The organism is Streptomyces sp. NPDC001156, from assembly GCF_053598275.1.
The window spans coordinates 1-17,501 of sequence record NZ_JBSFJX010000043.1 but is presented as its reverse complement, the minus strand read 5'-3'; the positions used below and the strand labels follow the sequence as shown (position 1 = coordinate 17,501).

The window sequence follows — 17,501 nt, the reverse complement described above, 5'->3', positions numbered from 1 at the left end:
TACTCGAACGGGCGGATCGGGTTTCAACTCATGCAAGAGCCTCTGACCAGGCAAGAAGCGGGTTACGGGGGGTTGCGGACAGCACGGAATGCATCCGATCGGTTGCAGGCGACGATGTCACCTTTCACGGTGAGTTCAAGGCTCAAGGCTCACAACGAAAGGGAACACCCATGCGTGCTCTGCCCGCCCGCCGCCTCGCCTCCTCCGCCCTCTGCGCCACGCTCCTCCTCGGAATAACCGGGCCGGCCGCCGTGGCCGCCGGCCACGACTCAGCTCGGGGCCGGCCGCAGGTGGCGACGGCACCCCTGCCCGGCGCCGACGCGCTGCTGGCGCGGGCCCAGGAGCTGTCCAGCATCAACAGCGCCGTGGTACCGGTCACCGAACTGGTCACCGCCGTGCTCAAGGCGGACAACGGTCAGCTCTCCGCGAGCGATGCGGCCAGGCTCGGCAAGGCCGCCAAGGACGCCATCGCCAAGATGGGCAGTCCGGCGTCGCCCGCGCCGATGACCTCGCCCACCCGGTCGGCGTCGCCCGCGCCGATGACCTCGCCCACCCGGTCGGCGGTGCTCGGCGACGCACTCGCCGACCTGCAGACGACGGTCGACAGGCTGATGGCGGCCGCCACCTCGGGCGACTCCACCAGGGTGCTGCCGGCTGCCGCACGGGTGCTGGGCGCGCTCGTCAAGGTCGTCGTCTCCGACATGATCGAGGGCGGCCTGCCGGCGATGTCCAGCCTGCCGCCCACGCCCAGTCTTCCCCCGATGCCCAGCCTGCGGCCCATGCCGAGCCCCAGCCTCACCGCGCCGTCCACGGCCTCGCCGTCCCGTCCCATGATGTGAGTCGGGGTACCCCACGCGCCGGACAGTCGCCGGTCCGCTCGTGAAGAACCCCGACGGCTGTCCGCCGCACCCGCACACTCGCAGCATCGGCACGTCCCTCGGACGCGTACGGCGTCGTACCGTCCGGGGGACGTGCGCCTTTCTTCCGCAGGGGCCGCAGAAATCTTTCGCGAGCGGGGTTTCCGCGGGTCAGGGGGCTCGTTAGCCAGGAAGCACCCCTTCCCCCGGTGACATGGGTCGCCGAAGAAAGGAACACCATGAAGTCCCTCAAGGTCGCCGCCGTCCTCACCGGTTCCCTGGCCGCCACCGGTGTCGCCGCTCCCGCATTCGCCGCTCCCGCATTCGCCGGGGACACCTCCGACATCACGCCCACCAGCCTGAACGGCGCCCTGAAGACCATCACCAGCCAGAAGTCACTGGACGTGCGCCCCCTCGCGCACCAGTCGGACGGACTCGACACCGAGAACAAGGACTCCGTGCTCAGCACCGTGAACAGCACGACGAAGACGCTCAACCAGCAGGGCACTCCCGCCCGGCTGCTGGGCGGGCTTCCTCTCGCGGGCCGGTGACCTCCGCCGCTGCCCGCGACTGTGCCGTCACCGTGGATCCCTCGTTCGTGTGGTCACGGTCGCCTGAATCCCCCGGTCGAGCGAGGAAGTGTCCAGCGGCGCCGCGGCCCGTCGATACGGTTCCGCGGTGACCACAACTCCCAGCGATACGCGTCCTTTCCGTGCCGTCGACCTCGGTACGCTCGTCGTTCTGGCCTGGAGCGGGCAAGCTCCCGACGGGGACATGCCCTATCTCTTGGCCTACTCCCTCGGCGACGGCGCGAACGGCCCCGAAGGCTCCGAGGCCGCCGTGGCGGCCTTGTTGCGCAACAACGGGCTGAACCTGGGCGGGGAGGTCGTGGACGGCGCACAGCGCCCCGGCCTGCCCATGACGCTGCTGGCAGAGGCGGGTCAGGCCGTCCTCACCATGCCGTACCTCAATGCCCAGTGCTCGGTGCCTCCGGAGTGGTTCGCCGCGGTCCGTACGCGCGGCTTCGCCTACTTCATGTTCGCCACCCGCCCCTGGCCCGAGGCGGCGCCCGGCAGACCCGTCGCACCGGCGCGACTGGCCTCGTTCGCGGGCGCGGTGGAAACCCTGAGCACCGCAGCGCACGTGTTGCTGCCGACGCGCAACCTGCGCGGCTGAGCCAGGGCGCGGTCGGCGCCCGGCGCGCGGGACCGGCAGCCGACCGCGTACGGCACGGGGCGGGCCGACCACGACGGACGCGCCGCGGGGCCGGTGGGACCGGGATACCGGGCCGGCTGGATCAGCCCAGGCGGCGTACCGGCTCTCCAGCGAGGTATGCCTGGATGTCCTCGACGGCGTGGCCGTAGTACGTCGCATAGTTGGCGCGCGACACATAACCCAGGTGCGGGGTGGCGAGCAGGCGCGGTGCGGTGCGCATCGGGTGGTCGGCCGGAAGCGGTTCCACGTCGAAGACATCGATGCCGGCGCCCGCGATCCGGCCCTCGTGCAACGCTGCCAGCAGGGCGTCCTGGTCGACGATGGCGGCGCGGGAGGTGTTGATCAGATAGGCGGTCGGCTTCAGCAACGCGAGTTCGCGAGCGCCGAGCAGCCCGCGGGTGCGGTCGCCGAGCGCGAGGTGCACCGAGACGAAGTCGCTGCTTGCGAGCAAGACGTCCATTGAGGAGGCGAGTTCGGCGCCGACCTCGTCCGCGCGCTCCTTGGTGAGATTCCGGCTCCAGGCGACGACGTCCATGCCGAAGGCGAGCCCGACCTGCGCCACCCGGCTGCCGATCTTCCCGAGGCCGAGCACTCCCAGCCGCCGCCCGTGCAGATCGGCTCCCACGGTGCTCTGCCAAGGCCCGCCGTCGCGCACGGCGTTGGTCTCCTCCACGATGCCGCGTGCGAGCCCGAGCAGCAGGGCCCAGGTCAGTTCGACGGGTGGCGTGGAGGAACTCGCTGTGCCGCACACGGTCACTCCGTGCGTCTCGGCGGCGGCGTAGTCGATGACACTGTTCCGCATCCCTGAGGCGACAAGGAGCCTCAGACGGGGCAGCCGGGCGAGCAGCGAGCGGGGGAACGCGACGCGCTCGCGCAGCGTGACGACGATGTCGAACTCGGCGAGTGCCTCGGCCAAGGTGTCCTCGTCGGCGAAGTGCTCGGCGAAGGACACGACGTCGACCCGGTCCTCCAGCGGCGACCAGTCCGCGACGGAGGTCGCGATCTGCTGGAAGTCGTCGAGCACGGCACAGCGAAGTCGCATGTGAGCCCCCTTCTGATCAACGGGGAGACTTTACCCAAGGGTCTGCGGGGCGTGGTCGGCCCGAGAGGTCGGCGAGCGCGTCAGCCTGGTGGGCCCGGCACCGCCGAAGAGATCACTGCTCGGCGCCGACAGTGAACAGCGCCAGCGTGTCGGTCAACTCGAGTACGCGATCCACCACGGGACTGGTCGCCCGAAGGACCACTGTCTTGCCGTCCAGCAATGCCACGCGGCGCACGGCGAGCAGGACATTGAGGCCGGAGCAGTCCCAGAAGGAGACCTCCTTGAGGTCGAGGTCGATTCCCCGGACGGTCCGGCCGAGAGCGTCGAGCAGGGCGCGCCTGAGCGCTTCTTCGTCCTCCCAGTCGATGGCGCCGCGCAGCACCACGACCACCCTGTCGCCCTCAGGACGGGTGGTGAGGGTCATGACGTACGGCAGCTTCGGCGATGGGGCGGCTTGGCCCTCACCTTGTGGCGATGCCTGCATTCCCGAGGCGTGCTCCGGTATCACGGTCTCTCCCCAGGACACCCGGTCATCCTCCGTCGCGGGGTCTTCCCACGATCGAACACGTCATTTCTTGCACGAAATATATGTCACGTATTCGACTGCAGCCAAGGGTGAACCTTAAGATTCACCCATGGTTGGAGTGCCTGAACCTCATAGCGGATGGACGTTCGTCACCAACCACGCACGCGTGCTGGCGGCCATCGCTGATGACCCGAACGTCCGCATCCGAGACATCGCTGCTCACTGCAGGCTCACTGAACGCGCCGTTCAGCGGATCATTTCCGATCTTGAGCAGGACGGTTATCTGTCGCACATGCGCGAGGGACGCACGAACACCTACCGCATCGAGCCGGGCAAGGTGCTGCGGCATCCGGCCGAGGCCGGTCTGACCGTGGCGTCCCTGCTCTCCCTGCTGGTCCACGACGAAGCCGACCGTGGTACGACGTCGAGCATGCAGATGGGTGCACAGCAGTAACGCCGGGTGGTGGCGTCGAGGCGGCCCCGGCCGCCGTGGTCCGCAGGGCCCCCGCGCGGACACCGCATCGACGGGCTCCGCAGTGACGGCCCGAGGGGGCCGGTCGCTACTGGATCATGCCCTTGTCGGGATCGCCGCGGAGGATTCGCTCCACCGGCCGGATCTCGGCGGGTGCGGCCAGGAAGGGCTTGAGCCCGTCCCTGGCCGTGATCTCAAGCCCCGGGAAGCTCCGGTCTGCGGACCAGGAAGCTGGCGATCGTCCTCTTCGTCCCTTCGTCGGGCTGCTGCATCAGGTGTGCGGTGACGACGAGCCCGGTCTGGTCCAGCAGTTCGGCGAGCCGGTCCACCGGTAGCAGATAGGACCGGTACGAGACGGGGTGGCCACCATAGGCGTGCGTGGGACGCACCTGCTCGCCGTCCCCCACATGACCGACCAGCAGCAGATGCCCACCGGGCGCCAGGGCGCGATGGAACTCCGCGAACACGACCGGCAGCAAGTCCGGCGGCGTGTGGTGAGTCGAGTAGTAGGCCAGGATCCCGCCGAGCACTCCGTCATCGAGCTCCAGCGCCGTCATCGAACCGACAGAGAACCGCAGGCCCGGATGGGCCTCTCGCGCCAGTTCGATCATCTTCGGCGACACGTCGATCCCGAATGCCGGGACTCCCAGGCCGGCCAGGTGTGCCGTCACCTTGCCGGGGCCGCACCCCAGGTCCGCGACCGGGCCGCGGTCATCGGCCCGTACGAGTTCGGCGAACGCGGCCAGCATCGAGCGGGACAAGGGGTCCAGCTCGGCGGGGGTCTTCACACGAGCGGTGTATGCGGCGGCCACGGTGTCGTACGACTCCCGGACCGCGGCGAGGTAGGAGGACTCGGTCACGCGGTGAATCTAGACGGGGGCACCGACAGTGGCCCCGGCGGCGATCCAGGTGGGGAACGTCAGTGCCGAGTCCTGTGAATCCCGCAGGGACCCCCGGGTGGGGCAGCTCCGACAACAGGTGGGCCATGCGCGTGGAGGTGGCACGCGCAGAACATCCGTCAGTTGTCGAACGGCAACCTTTCGCTTGCAACTTCCCTGCCGTCAGGGCGCGTTCCGCCCAGGCGCCCGGGAACGGTGCTCGCGAGCTGTCCGTGCCGCTCGCGAAAGGCACCCTCGTGAAGTCGGCCTGAGAACTCACCGCCCCTCGCGCATCAGCCTGTTGACGGCCACCGCGCTCACCAGCACGTTGCCAGACGGGAGCGAAGCCGCCGCCGGATCGACGGCTGGCCTTGGACGGGCATTAACGCGCGCCCACGTCTTGAGGCGGCACACTGCCGGGATGCCGAAACGAGAGGACAGCGAGAACGGTCCTGTCACCAGCTTCGGCGTAGGCGGCATGCTGTTCGACAGTGCGCAGCGGGGCGTCCTGTGGACGGCCTGGAGAAGCGTGCTCGTCGCGCTGATCGGGCTGGCCGGGTGCGTCCTTGGCATCGCGTACGCGTCCTGGGGGCTGGCGGTGGTGTCCGGCCTGGTGTTCCTCGTAGCCGCGGTGTGGATGCGCAGTTCGGTGAGAAGCCACCGAGACGCGATGCGCCTGGAGAGGCGGGCCGGCCGCACGTCCGGCGAATGACACCGACGAGCGCACGGCGTACGCCCGGGTGGCGATCAAGGATCCTGCTCAGCGCGAGTGAGTACGCCGACGGGTACGCACCGGACGGCTGGGTACGCTCACGATCGTGAACCCGATGCTCATCGGCGGCCTGACCCTGTGGTGGACGCAGCTCCCCACGTCGGTCGCCGAGGGCCGATGCGAGGGGATCGGCTTCGGCTGCGAACTCAACCCTCACGACACCTGGCTCTTCGCCGCATTCGTCCTCGGCGTTCCGGGGCTGGCCGTGGCACTCCTCGCTTCGGTCCACATGTTGTGGCGCGCCGTCGCCCGGTGGGAGCTCGAATGGCCCTGGGCCATCGGAACAATCGCTGCGCTCACCGGCTGGTTCACCGCGTTCGTCGTCGTCTGCTGCCTGATCTCCCTTGAGTGATCGGCGTGCCATCGATCAACCGGGCAGCACGCATTGTCAGATGAAGGGGCAGACTTCAGGCGGCTCCATCGACACCCTCACAGCCGGATGCGGATGTCAGGCAGGCCGAGGCACGATGTTCACTGCGCGGTAGTCGTACCCGTCCTGTTCGAAGCCGGGGGCTTCCCAGGTGAGGTCCACCTGCTGTCCGGGCGACAGTGTGCGGAAGCCGGTCATCTGGATGGCGGAGAAGTGGCCGAAGCAGCCGCCGGGCGTCTCGGGTGAGTCGAGCACGCCCCATCCTTCCTCGTCGCTCCACTCGCGGACGGTCGCAGTCACCATGGGTGGAACCCTACGGGCTCTGTCTGCGGCGGCACGTACCCCTCGGATGTCCGCCCGACCGGATCAGGCGCAGTGGCGGTACGGGGAGGCCTACGTAGGGTTGATCGCGTAGATGAACAGGCCCCCTGTTCCAGGGGGTCTGCTGTGTGGTGCTTTCTGAAGGAGACACGCCATGACCGCTTCTCCTGGGGGTTCCCGACGCTCGGAGACCGACGTCACCGGATTCACGGCCTCGCCACAGCTGGCCCGAGCGCTGCAGCAGATCGTGGTGGATCTCGTCGAACTGCATCTCCAGGGGAAACAGGCCCACTGGAACCTGGTCGGCCACAACTTCCGGGATCTGCACCTTCAACTGGACGAGATCGTCGACGACGCCCGGGAGTCGGCCGACACCATCGCCGAACGCATGCGCGCTCTCGGAACCTGGCCGGACGGCCGTTCCGACACCGTGGCCACGACCACCACGCTCCCCCCGTTCCCGGAGGGCGAGCTGAGCGTGAGCGCGGTCGTCGATCTTGTCACCACGCGTCTGCGCGCCACCGTCGACACCTTGCGCACCCACCATGACCAGGTCGACAGCGAGGATCCCTCCACGGCCGACCTGCTGCACGCGATCATCGACTCCCTGGAGAAGTACGCCTGGATGGTCAGCGCGGAAAACCGGATCGTCTGACCGTTTGAGGGCTGTCGCGGACGACGTGCAGAGCCTGGTCATTCCCGGCTGCGGTCACTGGGTCGCGGAAGAGGCACCCGAGGAGATGCTGGGGGCGCTGACCACGTTCCTTGCCCCGTACCGCGACCGAGGGTGAGACGCGGCCCACGCCCTCCTCTCGGCTGCAAGGTCATAGCGGTTGGGGAGGCGGGTCGTGTGGGTGTCAGGGGCCGGTGATGGTCTGTTGCTGTGGTTGCCGTACCGCGGTTGCCGTACTCCGCTGCTGTACGGCAACCGCCGCTGCGCCCCGGCGAGGGGTCCACGCCCAGCTGTCGGTCCGGTCGTCACAGAGCCAAGGCCACCTGACCGCCGCGGAGTTCCTGTACCGGATCCTCACCGATCCCAGGTTCTGGTTTTATTCCGTGGCCCAGTCCGTGCCCGAGCCGTTCTTCGAGCCTGCCCGAACGACCGGTGAGCGGCGGGGCGTTGGGACAGCGAGCGATGCCGACCCGCGCGGTGACGCTGCTGGTACGGCCGCAGCACCCGGGCTGGTACAGCCCCGTCGGTGAGAGGCGACACCGCCAGAGGCCGGAGTGCCAGCGGCGAGCGCTCGTCGGTCAAGCGTTGTCGGGTGTCCGGGTGATGGCCAGCAGCGCCAAGTCATCAGTTCTCTGGCCACCGGTGTGCCGGGACACGTCGGCAAGCAGGGCGTCAAGGAGGGCTTCCGGGCCGGGATGCCGAAGCCCCTTGAACCTGCCGACAGGGTCGTAGAAGGTGCCCGTCTCGTCCCGGGCTTCGGTGAGTCCGTCGGTGTAGAGCAGCAGACTGGCCCCTTCGGGGAACGTCATCGTGTCGACGCACTCGGGGTTGGTACCGAGGGCAGCCAGGCCGAGGGGCAGATTGGGCCGACCGGGCTCGACGTACTGCACTGTGTCTCCCAGGAACAGCAGAGGCGCCGGGTGTCCCCGGTTGACCAACCGGACTTCCTTTCCCCACCGGGGGAATTCCGCCAACACGCCTGTGATGAACCCTTCGAGCTCGGTCGTACTCCCCGACTGCCGGGCCTCGAGAGCGACGGCTCGCTCAAGCCGTTCCACGAGGCCGATCAGGCTGGGTTCCTGCTGGGCTGCCTCTCGGAAAGTCCCGATGCCGACCGCGACCGCCCTGACGGCTCCCATCCCCTTGCCGCGTACATCGCCGATCACGCAGCGTACGCCGAACGGCGTGTCGACCACCGAGTAGAGGTCCCCGCCGATCTGCGCATCCGTTTGAGCGGCCTCGTAGCGTGCGGCGAAGCGCAGCGGACCGATTCTCTCCGGCGGGTGCGGCAGGACGGCACGCTGAACAGCGGCGGCAATGTCGCGTACGGACCGAAGCTGCATCTCCCGGTGGTACAAGAGGCGATTGAGGAAGGCCGCGATCACGGTGACTGTCGCAACCATGCTCAGCTCGCTGAAGGCGATCGCACTCTGGCGATAGCCGAAATTGACGAACATGGCCCAGTCGAGGAATAACGCACTCACCCCGGTGAGGATGGTGCCGCGCAGGGACAGCAGGGGGGCGGCCGCCAGGATCGCAGCCGTGTAGAGGGCCGAAGCGCTGACGGTGGGTGGCGTGCCGAGGTCCATCGACACGGCGAAGAGGAGCAGGACGGCCGGCAGCAGGCGGCCGTGCTCTCCCGCCCACTTCCACACTCCCAGCCTTGCCACGTGCTGCTCCCGACGTCGAGGGGGCTCCTGGCCGGTCAGGTTAACTGGCCGCCCGCCTGCCCGCCCGCTCACCTCACCCGCCTCGCCCATGCCTCGTCCCGCCACGCGATGGCCGTCACCCATTGGCTCCAAGGGCGGCTTCCCGGTCGTCGTGGAGCACCCTCGGATGGGCCTCGGGCGGGCTGGAGACCCCTTGTCGAGAGCGGTGAGTCCGGCCGGTAGCGGCGGTTCCTGGGCGGGGCCGTGCCTCTCGCCCCACGTATTCATCGGTGCGCGCTTGTCCGCCGTCGTCCGTCGACGTTGTCGGGCAGTGCGCTCGGACTGGTCGCACGCCTCCCCGACCGCTGTCGACTGTTCGGGTGGCAGCGTTGTCGTCGGTAGCGGCAGGCGCGCTGTCCGGACCCTCAGAATTTCTCCGGGCCGCGGTGCGACGCGGCGAGAGGGCTGTCGGTCATGGATTGTTCTGCCCAGATGGTCTTGCCGGTGGCGTGGTAGCGGGTTCCCCAGCGGTGGGAGCACTGGGCGACGAGGAAGAGCCCGCGTCCGCCTTCGTCGGTGGTGGCGGCCCGGCGGATGTGCGGTGAGGTGCTGCTGGCGTCGCTGACCTCGAGGATCAGCATGCGGTCGCGGATGAGCCGGAGGCGGATCGGTGGGGTGCCGTGGCGGATGGCGTTGGTGACCAGTTCGCTGATGATGAGTTCGGTGCTGAAGGCCAGGTCGTTCCAGACCCCACTCGTGGACCCGGCGCAGGGCGAGCGAACGGGCGTCGGCGACGGCGGTGGGATCAGGTGGCACGTCCCATGTGAAGACCTGTTCGGCGTCGAGCGTGCGGGTGCGGGCGAGCAGCAGCGCCAAGTCGTCCTGGGGCGCCAGGTGAGGGGTCACCGCGTCGACAACTGCTCGACAGATCTCGTCCGGTGAACGGCGGGACTGCGTGATGATCGCGCCGAGCCGCTCCTCCAGCGTGCGGTCCGCATGACAAGCGTGGACGAGGCTTTGGGTGTACAGCACGAGGGCGCTTCCCTCGGCAAGCTCCACTTCGTGGGGTTCCGAAGACGGGGTCGCCTTGGCCCAGCGGCTGGTTGGACGGCAGTTCGGCGAAGCGGACCTGGTCGGCCGGATCGGCGACCACGGGCGCGGGGTGTCCGGCGCTCGCCATGACGCACCGGCGGGAGACCGGGTCGTAGACCGCGTACAGGCACGTGGCACCGACCAGCTTCTTCATGATGGGCGGGGATCCCGCGGTGTGTTCGCGTTCGACCAGGCGCGGAACCATGTCGTCGAGCCGGGCCAGCACCTCGTCGGGGGCTAGGTCCAGTTGTGCGAGGGTGCGTACGGCGGAGCAGATCTGCCCCATACAAGCGGTGGCCTCGACGCCCGTGCCGGGTATGTCGCCGACGGTCAGGGCCACGCGGGCGCCGGACAGCGGTATCACATCGAACCAGCAGCCGCTCACCCCGGCGTGTGCGCGGGCGGGCCGATAATGGTGCGCGACGTGGACCGCGCTCTGGTCCGGCACGCTGCGCGGGAGCATGCTCTGCTGGAGGGTGACGGCGGCGTCGCGCTCGCCGGTGTAGCGGCGGGCGTTGTCCACACAGACGGCGGCGCGAGCGACCAACTCCAGTACGAGAATCCGGTCGTCGGGTTCGAAGGAGTCCGGGCGGGCCGCTGTGCGGTACAGATGCGCCACTCCCAGGATCGTGTCCCTGGCGCGAAGGGGCACCACCATGAGGGAGTGCGTCCCGTGCGTCAGCACTTTCCGGGTTCTGGGGTCAGGGGAGTTGCGGATCCAGTCGACCTCGGGGTCGATGGTCGACAGCAGCATGGGCTGCCCGTCGGCGAGGCTCTGGGTGTGGGGCGAGCCGACAGGGAAGTCCTGGACCTGTCCGATCCGCCGGAGCCCTTCGGTGATTTCGGGACGAGAGGCCTTGCGCGCCGTGAGACGGAGCGTGACCAGTCCTGGGCCTGAGGGCGGGGACTCTTCGCCCGCCGCCACGCCGTCCAGGAGGTCGATCGACGCAAGGTCGGCGACGCGCGGGACGAGGACATCGGCAAGTTCCTGGGTCGTGCGCGTGACATCGAGTGTCGTTCCGATGCGGGCGGCGGCTTCGTCGAGCAGGGCCAGGCGCTCGCGGGTGCGGTGGCGGTCGGTGATGTCGACGACTGTGTCGGTGACGCCCAGGGTTTGGCCGTCCGGGCCGGTCAGCGTGAACGAGGACGTCTCCCAGACGTGGTCTCTGCCGGGATCGGCGGGTGTGCGGCCGCGGTACACAGAGCCGACGACGGGGAGGCCCAGCGCGCCGATCGCGGCTCCGTGATCCCGAAATCCGCGCATCAGCGCCCCGTATGCTCCTGACCATGAGCACTGCACATCCTGCCCGTAAGCGCGACGGCGCCGCGACACGCGAGGCGATTCTCGCCGCCGCAGTCATGGAGTTCACCGAGCACGGATACGCCGGGGCCGGGGTACGGCAGATCGCAGAGCGGGCGGGTGTGACGGCGATGATGATCAACCGCTACTTCGGCTCGAAGGAAGGCCTGTTCGCGCAGGCCGTCGATCGTGCCTTCGCACCGCCGACCGTCGTCGGCGACGAACGCACCGGTTTGGCGGGCGCCATCGCCCACACGCTCGCCGAGCGCACCGCGTTCGGCGCCGAGCGGCTCGACCCGTTCCTCCTGTTGCTGCGCTCGGCACCGGATCCGGAGGCGGCGGACATCGTCCGGCAGGGTGTGGAAACCCATGTGGGCGCCCGTCTCGCGGGGTTGCTCGACGGATCGGACGCCGACGTCCGCGCGCAGCTCGCCCTGGCATTGGTCGCCGGAACGTGGCTGCTGCGCAGCGTCGTCGGTACCACCCCGCTCGTCAGGGCCGACGAGGGCCGCCTCGCCGCCCTGCTCGCCGACATGCTTGAACCGGTCATCCGCGAGGCGGGTGGCACTTCTGTGCCCGGAACCGGTCTCGACGGCACCGATGGGTAGCCGTCAGTCGCCGACACGCGGGATGGCGGGGTGTTGGCTCAGAAGGCGGAGCGGATGAGTCCGCCGTCGACGCGGATCGTGGCTCCGCTGACGTACTGGGCGTAGTCGCTGCAGAGGTAGGCGACGGCTGCGGCGATCTCATCGGGTGCGCCGAAGCGTTCCTGGTCGTTGGGGATGAGGGCCTGGACGGCGTTGGGCTGGATCTCGTCCCAGGTCCGGCCCCAGCCGCGGGCGGGCCCGATGCTGGTGACGAGGTCCTTGGTGGCTTCGACGAGGATCGCTCCGGGGGAGACGATGTTCGATGTGACACCGGTGCCCTTGAGGTCGCGGGCGAGGGAGACGGCGAGGTTGTGCCGGGCGGCCAGGGTGGCGTTGTACTGGGGGTGGGTGTTCATCGGCTGGGAGGCGAGTCCGCCGCCGATGGTGACGACACGACCCCAGCCGCGTTCGCGCATGGCGGGGACCAGGTGCTGGATCATGCGGACGCCTGAGACGACGTTGACGTTGTAGGTGTCGCGCCACTCGTCGGGGGTGGCTTCGGCCCAGGACAGGTGCCGGTAGAAGCCGGCGTGGTTGACGAGGATGTCGACGGGGCCGTCCGCAGTGGCGGCCCGGGCGACGTCGGCGGCGGCACGGTCGTCGGCGAGGTCACCGACGACCGTGCCGGCCGTGCCGCCGGCTTCGCGGATCTCCCGCGCGACCTTCTCCGTGCGGTCCCTGTCCCGGCCGTGGACCACGATCGCGGCCCCCTCGGCCGCCAGCAGCTTCGTAGTGGCCTCGCCGAGCCCCGCGCTCGAACCTGTGACGAGCGCGCGCTTACCGGTCAGGTTGAGATTCATCTCGTATTTCCCTCTCATGGACCCGCTTCGCACGCCGCACTCTGCGGTGATACGAAGTCTCTCTCCCGTAAGTCTACAGCTGTAGACTTCTTGTGGAGTGGGAAGAGTGCGGGCGCTGCCGACCGGGGGCGAGCATGCCGCGGCAGCGTTCGCCGTGGCGCTCGGTGAGCATCGCCGCGAAGGAGCGGACCTGCCGGGTGAGGGGATCGAGTTCGGGGCAATGCGTGCGGACGGCCTTGAGCCGGCGCTGTTCGGGCTCGGTGAGAGTCTCCGGGCGGCTGAGGATCCACTCGTTGAAGCGGCCGGTGATCCTCCCGAGGTACCGGGCGGCGGCTGACCCTCCCGGCCGGGAACCTCGACATGTAAAGGAAAGCGTGAGCAACGGCGCCAAGATCTACTGAGAGGCTCCGAAGTGTGGGCAGAAGGTCCGCGCCGTCGCCAACTGCCTTTCGCGGGTCAACTCGGGAGCGGGGAAGGTTTACGGCAACGTCCTTTCTTCTGCCGGTTACAGCACCGCCCAGTGCGGTTCCACGTTCGACGTAACTCAGGAGGGATACCAGAAGTACGTCAACGGTTCCTGGCAGAGCATCAACTGGTTCTAGGTCTAAGCAAAATGATGCGGGGCTGTTGATCCCAGAGCCCCGGGGAGAGGCCCGTTCGCGCGGTTTGATGATGTAGATCGCGAGTGCGTGGCTCATGTGAGCCGAGCGCGGCGACCTTGCGGATCACGGAGCCCTACGCTTCAAGACCTGCTAGATCGCCGTGCTCGTTGCCCTGTCACGTCATACGCCCGCCGTGTGCCCGCTGTGCGGCAACCCTTCTCGCCGGGGAGGCCAGCCCAGCTCTCAGCTTTCGGGCGTCAAGCAGCACAGAACTCGTGTTCATGCGCGGGTTGCAACGGGTCAGAAGGCGCGGTGAGAGGTGGCGGCCGGGCCAACCGCGTCTGGTCCGTATGTGGCGCGGATGTGATCCATGGTCTCTTCAGCGACCAGGCGGGCCTCGCATGCTCGATCGAGGCTGATCCGCTGGGCGGCCTGGCTGGCGTCTATGAGGTCCTCACCCTCGAGGACGAGCCCGGTTAGGCGTCCTCACTGCAGGCCGGCGGCCTCCACCGACTGGTAGGCCAGGCTGCGCAGGCCACCTCTGTCCCGGCTGGCCGGTTGTGATCATTCGTCCAATTGGCGTGCCGGTCGCCGGTGAATTTCGGCGGCCGAGGGAAGAGTGCCTCCTGCGTCCGCGCCGTAACGCTCAAGGCATGCCGAAGAATGTAGCGTGCTGCCCTGCCCCGCTCGGGGGTCCTATCGCGAGGAGCCGGGAATGCTCAAGGGTTTCAAGAACTTCCTGATGCGCGGCGACGTCATCGTCGTAGCCGTAGGCCTCATTGTCGCATTGGCTTTCAGCACCTTGATCAAGGCGTTCACCGATTTTGTCATTAATCCCATCATTGCGCGTGCTCAGGGCAGCCGTTCAGTCGGATTGGGATGGCAACTCGGCAAAGCGGGCAACAAGACCACGTACCTCGATATCGGTTCTTTCATCTCGGCAGTCATCTACTTCATCATCTTCATGGCCGTCGTCTACTTCCTCATCGTCGTACCGTACAAGCATTATTCGGCGCGGCGCGGCGCGGTGCGGTGGTCTTCGGAGAGCCGGGGCCCGTCAAGACGTGCCCGGCCTGTCTGTCCGAGGACCTGCCGGCCGCTGCTACCAAGTGTCGGCACTGCGGCACCGAGCAGCCGCGGGCGACCGGAACGCCACGACCCTGATCGGACGGGAAGACCACGACTGATTCCCTGTGCGGTCACAACCTGGAGTACCGGTTAAAAGGCGCCGTACGCGGTTGCTTCCTCAGTTGCGACGTTGCTGACCTGTGAGAAGCGGTGCCGGCACCTCTGGTTCCCCGTGGGTTCCCGCTCATCGCCGCCCGGTCGGGCACGCGACGGGCAGGCGTGCCAAGGTGCGGGGATGGTGAAGTCATACGTGGCGTGGGAGAAGCACGTACAAGGGGGGACCGATGGCGCATTGGAAGCGGTCGGCAATCAGCGGCACCGGCGCGTGCAGGCCTCGCGCCGGGACGCCGAGCGCGTCGTCAAATCGCCTCGGGGCCCGCTCTGAGGGCGGGCCCCGAGGCGGCTGGTGCGGTGCACCGCAAGGCGGAGAGTCGTCCTCGTAGTGGGGGGTGAGTGGGTCGGTTACGCCCCGCGCCTGGAGCCCGTCCCCGTGGGGAGACGCTGCCGCGCCGACGGCGCCTGGATCGCGTGTTCGCCACAACTGCGGAACCTATTTATGGTCAATGCCATGGCCACGATGATCAGCGCGCCCACCCCGTCCGGGTGAACGCGCTGGTCAGATGTAGTGCCCTGGCAGGATTCGAACCTGCGACAGCCGCTTCGAGGCGGAAGTAGGGGTGTCCTGCCTGTGACCTGCGGCTTCTGTGGCCGAGCTGTTCCTCGTCAGTTCCCGGTCGATCGGGCACGCGAGGGGCATGCTATCCGCGGGGTTCGGGGACTTGCTTCCAGCCGTCGATCGACTTGGTCACGAACAGAACTCGATAGAACTCGCGGGTCCACACAGTGGCGCCCTCCCCGTACTCGGGCAGTTCCTCGAACGCTTCTTCTTCCGAGTCGTAGCTGTACTTCCGGCCCTTCGCGTCCTTGATCATCCACTCTCTGCCGGGCAGCCCTGCTGCTCCCATAGCCACGAAGATCTCTCCTCCCCGTTGATGTGGGCGAGATCGTAGCCGCTGTGGCCTCGACGGTGGACGGCTGAAAAGTTTTCAGCTGTGGCTTCATCCTTATCAGGTCGATCACCGGGGACCGTCGACGTCGACCAACCGTTCCTACGCCCCGGTCGATCGTCCGGGGAGGTCCGGCGTCGACCGCTGCTGTTCACGCTTGCTGGTGTCAGCCGCCGCACGCGATCTTGACAAGCGCGGCTTTTGTCTCCGGCGACAGGAGCTGGTCAAAGTGGCATGCCCACGCTTCTCCGCTGGGTCGTGGGCGCCATCGAGGACCTCGACCCGAGTTCCGGCCCAGAACCGCATCGACTGGCCGCCCCACGTGAGCCCTGCTACACCGGAGGGAAGGGAGGTGTGGCATGCCTCGTGGCCTCGTGAAGGGGCTGACCGCGCTCCTTGCGGCAGTGGCAGTCCCGCTCGTCGTGTGTGTGCTCCTGGCACCCGTCCGAGCCACCCTGCCCCAGACCAACGTGGCTCTGATCCTGATGTTGGTCGTCGTGGCAGTGGCTGCCCTCAGCTACCGCTGGGCCGCGGCCCTCGCGGCCCTGTCCGCCGCCGTGTGGTACGTCTTCTTCTTCACCACCCCGTACGAAAGCTTCACCCGCTTCAACAACGCGGACGACATAATCACCGCCGGGCTGCTGCTCGTCGTCGGCCTTGCGGTCTCTCAGCTGGCTCGCCGCTACACCCGCGAGCACGCCATCGCCACCACGCTGCAACGCAGCCTGCTGCCCCGGGTGCTGCCGGACACCAGCGCCGTCCGGCCGGCGTGCCGCTACGTGCCCGCCGAGGCCGAGGTCGGCGGGGACTGGTTCGACGTGATCCCCCTCCCAGGCTTCCGCACCGCCCTGGTCGTCGGGGACGTGGTCGGCCACGGCCTGCACTCCGCGGTCACCATGGGTCGGCTGCGCACCGCGGTCCTCAATTTCTCCACCCTTGACCTGCCGCCCGACGAGCTGGTGGCCCGCCTTGACGATCTGGTTAATCAGATGGATGCGGAGGCGAGCGTCAGTCAGGATGTGAACGTCGCGGCTACGTGCCTGTATGCGATCTACGACCCGGTCTCCCGTAGCTGCACGATGGCAAGGGCCGGTCATTTTCCGCCTGCCGTCGTTCATCCGGACGGCCGCGTGGAGATTCTCGATCTCCCCGAAGGACCCCCGCTCGGTCTGGGCGGCCTGCGCTTTCAGGCCGTCGAGCGACGGCTGCCGGAGGACACGCAGCTCGTGTTCTACACCGACGGGCTCATCCACAACCGGTACCGCGACATCGGGACCGGCCTGAAGCTGCTGTGCGACACGCTCTCCGGCGCGGGGCTCGACCCGGAAAAGACGTGCGAGAGGATCCTGAAGGCGGTGCTACCCGCCCGTTCAGTCGATGACGCCGCTCTCCTGGTCGCCCGCACCCGCGCGTTTCCCCGTGACCGTATCGCCGAATGGGACATTCCGGCCATTCCCGCCGCGGTGCCCGCCCTGCGCACCGAGGTGCTCGCGAAACTGGCCGACTGGAACCTGGAGGAGACGGCATTCACCACCGAACTCATCCTCAGCGAGCTGGTCACCAACGCCATCCGCTACGCGGCACCCCCCATCCACCTGCGCCTTCTGCGCGACACCAACCTGGTGATCGAGGTCAGCGACGGCAGTAGCACTTCCCCGCACCTGCGCTACGCAGCGGACACGGACGAAGGCGGTCGCGGCATCTTTCTCGTCGCCCAGCTCGCCGAGCGGTGGGGAACCCGCTTCACCGCCACCGGGAAGATCGTCTGGGCCGAGCAGCCAGCCCCGTCGGTTCCCGTCGCCCCCGTCCTGGCATCGGCTGCGTGACCGGGCCGGACCGCCCGAAGCCCTCCACAGGGCCTGCTGCCCGGGCCGGCCTCCGATTCGGCGTAGCTAGTGCCGCATCAACGTTCGCCCTGGCATGACGCGTTGCTCGCTTGCTGCGCCAGGCGGTATCGGACGGCCAGAATGATCAGGTGGCTGAACGTGTGCAGGTCCGGGAGGTTGATGACGACGAAGGCCGGCGGTTGCTGCGGATCATCCGCAGAGGCACCGGTTCGGTGGTGACCTGGCGGCGGGCCCAGGTGGTGCTGTTATCCGCGCAGGGCATGCCCGTGGCGAAGATCGCCGAGGTGACGTTCACCAGCCCGG

At 68.3% G+C, this 17,501-nt stretch carries 21 protein-coding genes and 3 pseudogenes; 14 read left to right on the top strand and 10 right to left on the bottom strand.

The window, feature by feature from the left end:
• The first annotated feature begins 170 nt into the window (after positions 1-170).
• The 3 genes from ACWDA7_RS21500 to ACWDA7_RS21490 all read left to right on the top strand — a co-directional run bounded on the left by ACWDA7_RS21500 (position 171) and on the right by ACWDA7_RS21490 (position 2,033).
• Positions 171-839: a hypothetical protein gene (locus ACWDA7_RS21500; RefSeq protein WP_450605838.1), complete on the top strand. Its 669-nt coding sequence runs from the start codon at positions 171-173 to the stop codon at positions 837-839.
• A 257-nt stretch (positions 840-1,096) separates the two neighbouring features.
• Positions 1,097-1,408: a hypothetical protein gene (locus tag ACWDA7_RS21495; RefSeq protein ID WP_450605837.1), complete on the top strand. Its 312-nt coding sequence runs from the start codon at positions 1,097-1,099 to the stop codon at positions 1,406-1,408.
• Between the two features lie 127 nt (positions 1,409-1,535).
• Positions 1,536-2,033, top strand: coding sequence for a DUF5949 family protein (locus ACWDA7_RS21490; RefSeq protein ID WP_450605836.1), 498 nt, complete (start codon positions 1,536-1,538; stop codon positions 2,031-2,033).
• A gap of 121 nt (positions 2,034-2,154) precedes the next feature.
• Here ACWDA7_RS21490 and ACWDA7_RS21485 read toward each other — a convergent pair whose 3' ends face one another.
• Positions 2,155-3,114 carry a D-2-hydroxyacid dehydrogenase family protein gene (locus ACWDA7_RS21485; RefSeq protein ID WP_450605835.1) on the bottom strand — a complete coding sequence of 320 codons (960 nt, stop codon included), beginning with the start codon at positions 3,112-3,114 and terminating at the stop codon, positions 2,155-2,157.
• A 112-nt stretch (positions 3,115-3,226) separates the two neighbouring features.
• A complete protein-coding gene (locus ACWDA7_RS21480) occupies positions 3,227-3,538 on the bottom strand; it encodes an STAS domain-containing protein (protein WP_450605834.1) in 312 nt (103 codons plus the stop codon).
• 211 nt (positions 3,539-3,749) lie between these two features.
• Here ACWDA7_RS21480 and ACWDA7_RS21475 point away from each other — a divergent pair, with 211 nt between their 5' ends.
• The gene (locus tag ACWDA7_RS21475; protein WP_432927929.1) at positions 3,750-4,094 is read left to right on the top strand and encodes a MarR family transcriptional regulator; all 345 of its coding nucleotides are present in this window, start codon (positions 3,750-3,752) and stop codon (positions 4,092-4,094) included.
• Between the two features lie 212 nt (positions 4,095-4,306).
• On the opposite strand, the gene ACWDA7_RS21470 is transcribed toward ACWDA7_RS21475, so the two are convergent.
• Complete coding sequence (locus tag ACWDA7_RS21470; RefSeq protein WP_450605833.1) at positions 4,307-4,972, bottom strand: class I SAM-dependent methyltransferase; 666 nt, start codon at positions 4,970-4,972, stop codon at positions 4,307-4,309.
• Positions 4,973-5,411: 439 nt separating this feature from the next.
• On the opposite strand from ACWDA7_RS21470, the gene ACWDA7_RS21465 reads away from it, so the two are divergent.
• Both ACWDA7_RS21465 and ACWDA7_RS21460 read left to right on the top strand, forming a co-directional pair.
• Positions 5,412-5,702: a hypothetical protein gene (locus ACWDA7_RS21465; RefSeq protein ID WP_450605832.1), complete on the top strand. Its 291-nt coding sequence runs from the start codon at positions 5,412-5,414 to the stop codon at positions 5,700-5,702.
• 106 nt (positions 5,703-5,808) lie between these two features.
• Complete coding sequence (locus ACWDA7_RS21460) at positions 5,809-6,114, top strand: hypothetical protein (RefSeq protein ID WP_450605831.1); 306 nt, start codon at positions 5,809-5,811, stop codon at positions 6,112-6,114.
• Positions 6,115-6,210: 96 nt separating this feature from the next.
• On the opposite strand, the gene ACWDA7_RS21455 is transcribed toward ACWDA7_RS21460, so the two are convergent.
• Positions 6,211-6,435: a cold-shock protein gene (locus ACWDA7_RS21455; protein WP_359399166.1), complete on the bottom strand. Its 225-nt coding sequence runs from the start codon at positions 6,433-6,435 to the stop codon at positions 6,211-6,213.
• Positions 6,436-6,607: 172 nt separating this feature from the next.
• Here ACWDA7_RS21455 and ACWDA7_RS21450 point away from each other — a divergent pair, with 172 nt between their 5' ends.
• Together ACWDA7_RS21450 and ACWDA7_RS21445 are read left to right on the top strand one after the other, a co-directional pair.
• The gene (locus ACWDA7_RS21450) at positions 6,608-7,108 is read left to right on the top strand and encodes a Dps family protein (RefSeq protein ID WP_359399164.1); all 501 of its coding nucleotides are present in this window, start codon (positions 6,608-6,610) and stop codon (positions 7,106-7,108) included.
• Positions 7,109-7,112: 4 nt separating this feature from the next.
• Entirely contained in the window at positions 7,113-7,244 is a 132-nt protein-coding gene (locus ACWDA7_RS21445) for an alpha/beta fold hydrolase (RefSeq protein ID WP_450605830.1), read from the top strand.
• 460 nt (positions 7,245-7,704) lie between these two features.
• Here the strand turns inward: ACWDA7_RS21445 and ACWDA7_RS21440 are convergent, their stop codons facing one another.
• The 4 genes and pseudogenes from ACWDA7_RS21440 to ACWDA7_RS21425 all read right to left on the bottom strand — a co-directional run.
• Positions 7,705-8,886: a PP2C family protein-serine/threonine phosphatase gene (locus ACWDA7_RS21440; RefSeq protein ID WP_450605871.1), complete on the bottom strand. Its 1,182-nt coding sequence runs from the start codon at positions 8,884-8,886 to the stop codon at positions 7,705-7,707.
• Positions 8,887-9,200: 314 nt separating this feature from the next.
• Positions 9,201-9,581 carry an ATP-binding protein gene (locus ACWDA7_RS21435; RefSeq protein WP_450605870.1) on the bottom strand — a complete coding sequence of 127 codons (381 nt, stop codon included), beginning with the start codon at positions 9,579-9,581 and terminating at the stop codon, positions 9,201-9,203.
• Between the two features lie 106 nt (positions 9,582-9,687).
• A pseudogene (locus tag ACWDA7_RS21430) lies at positions 9,688-9,807 on the bottom strand (hypothetical protein); the annotation flags it as partial.
• A 67-nt stretch (positions 9,808-9,874) separates the two neighbouring features.
• A pseudogene (locus tag ACWDA7_RS21425) lies at positions 9,875-11,131 on the bottom strand (PP2C family protein-serine/threonine phosphatase); the annotation flags it as partial.
• Between the two features lie 23 nt (positions 11,132-11,154).
• On the opposite strand from ACWDA7_RS21425, the gene ACWDA7_RS21420 reads away from it, so the two are divergent.
• Positions 11,155-11,775: a TetR/AcrR family transcriptional regulator gene (locus tag ACWDA7_RS21420; RefSeq protein WP_450605829.1), complete on the top strand. Its 621-nt coding sequence runs from the start codon at positions 11,155-11,157 to the stop codon at positions 11,773-11,775.
• 38 nt (positions 11,776-11,813) lie between these two features.
• Here ACWDA7_RS21420 and ACWDA7_RS21415 read toward each other — a convergent pair whose 3' ends face one another.
• Positions 11,814-12,614 (bottom strand): SDR family NAD(P)-dependent oxidoreductase, encoded by an 801-nt coding sequence (locus ACWDA7_RS21415; protein ID WP_450605828.1) that lies wholly within the window; start codon positions 12,612-12,614, stop codon positions 11,814-11,816.
• Between the two features lie 106 nt (positions 12,615-12,720).
• Here ACWDA7_RS21415 and ACWDA7_RS21410 point away from each other — a divergent pair, with 106 nt between their 5' ends.
• The 3 genes from ACWDA7_RS21410 to ACWDA7_RS21400 all read left to right on the top strand — a co-directional run bounded on the left by ACWDA7_RS21410 (position 12,721) and on the right by ACWDA7_RS21400 (position 14,438).
• Positions 12,721-12,951, top strand: coding sequence for a hypothetical protein (locus ACWDA7_RS21410; RefSeq protein WP_450605827.1), 231 nt, complete (start codon positions 12,721-12,723; stop codon positions 12,949-12,951).
• A 577-nt stretch (positions 12,952-13,528) separates the two neighbouring features.
• Positions 13,529-13,696, top strand: coding sequence for a hypothetical protein (locus ACWDA7_RS21405; RefSeq protein ID WP_450605826.1), 168 nt, complete (start codon positions 13,529-13,531; stop codon positions 13,694-13,696).
• 235 nt (positions 13,697-13,931) lie between these two features.
• Positions 13,932-14,438, top strand: a complete 507-nt coding sequence (locus ACWDA7_RS21400; RefSeq protein ID WP_450605825.1) for a large conductance mechanosensitive channel protein MscL — start codon at positions 13,932-13,934, stop codon at positions 14,436-14,438.
• Positions 14,439-15,102: 664 nt separating this feature from the next.
• Here the strand turns inward: ACWDA7_RS21400 and ACWDA7_RS21395 are convergent.
• Positions 15,103-15,315 (bottom strand): hypothetical protein, encoded by a 213-nt coding sequence (locus ACWDA7_RS21395; protein WP_450605824.1) that lies wholly within the window; start codon positions 15,313-15,315, stop codon positions 15,103-15,105.
• A 395-nt stretch (positions 15,316-15,710) separates the two neighbouring features.
• Here ACWDA7_RS21395 and ACWDA7_RS21390 point away from each other — a divergent pair, with 395 nt between their 5' ends.
• Positions 15,711-17,177, top strand: coding sequence for an ATP-binding SpoIIE family protein phosphatase (locus ACWDA7_RS21390; RefSeq protein WP_450605823.1), 1,467 nt, complete (start codon positions 15,711-15,713; stop codon positions 17,175-17,177).
• 149 nt (positions 17,178-17,326) lie between these two features.
• Positions 17,327-17,501 (top strand): annotated as a pseudogene (locus ACWDA7_RS21385) (IS630 family transposase); the annotation flags it as partial.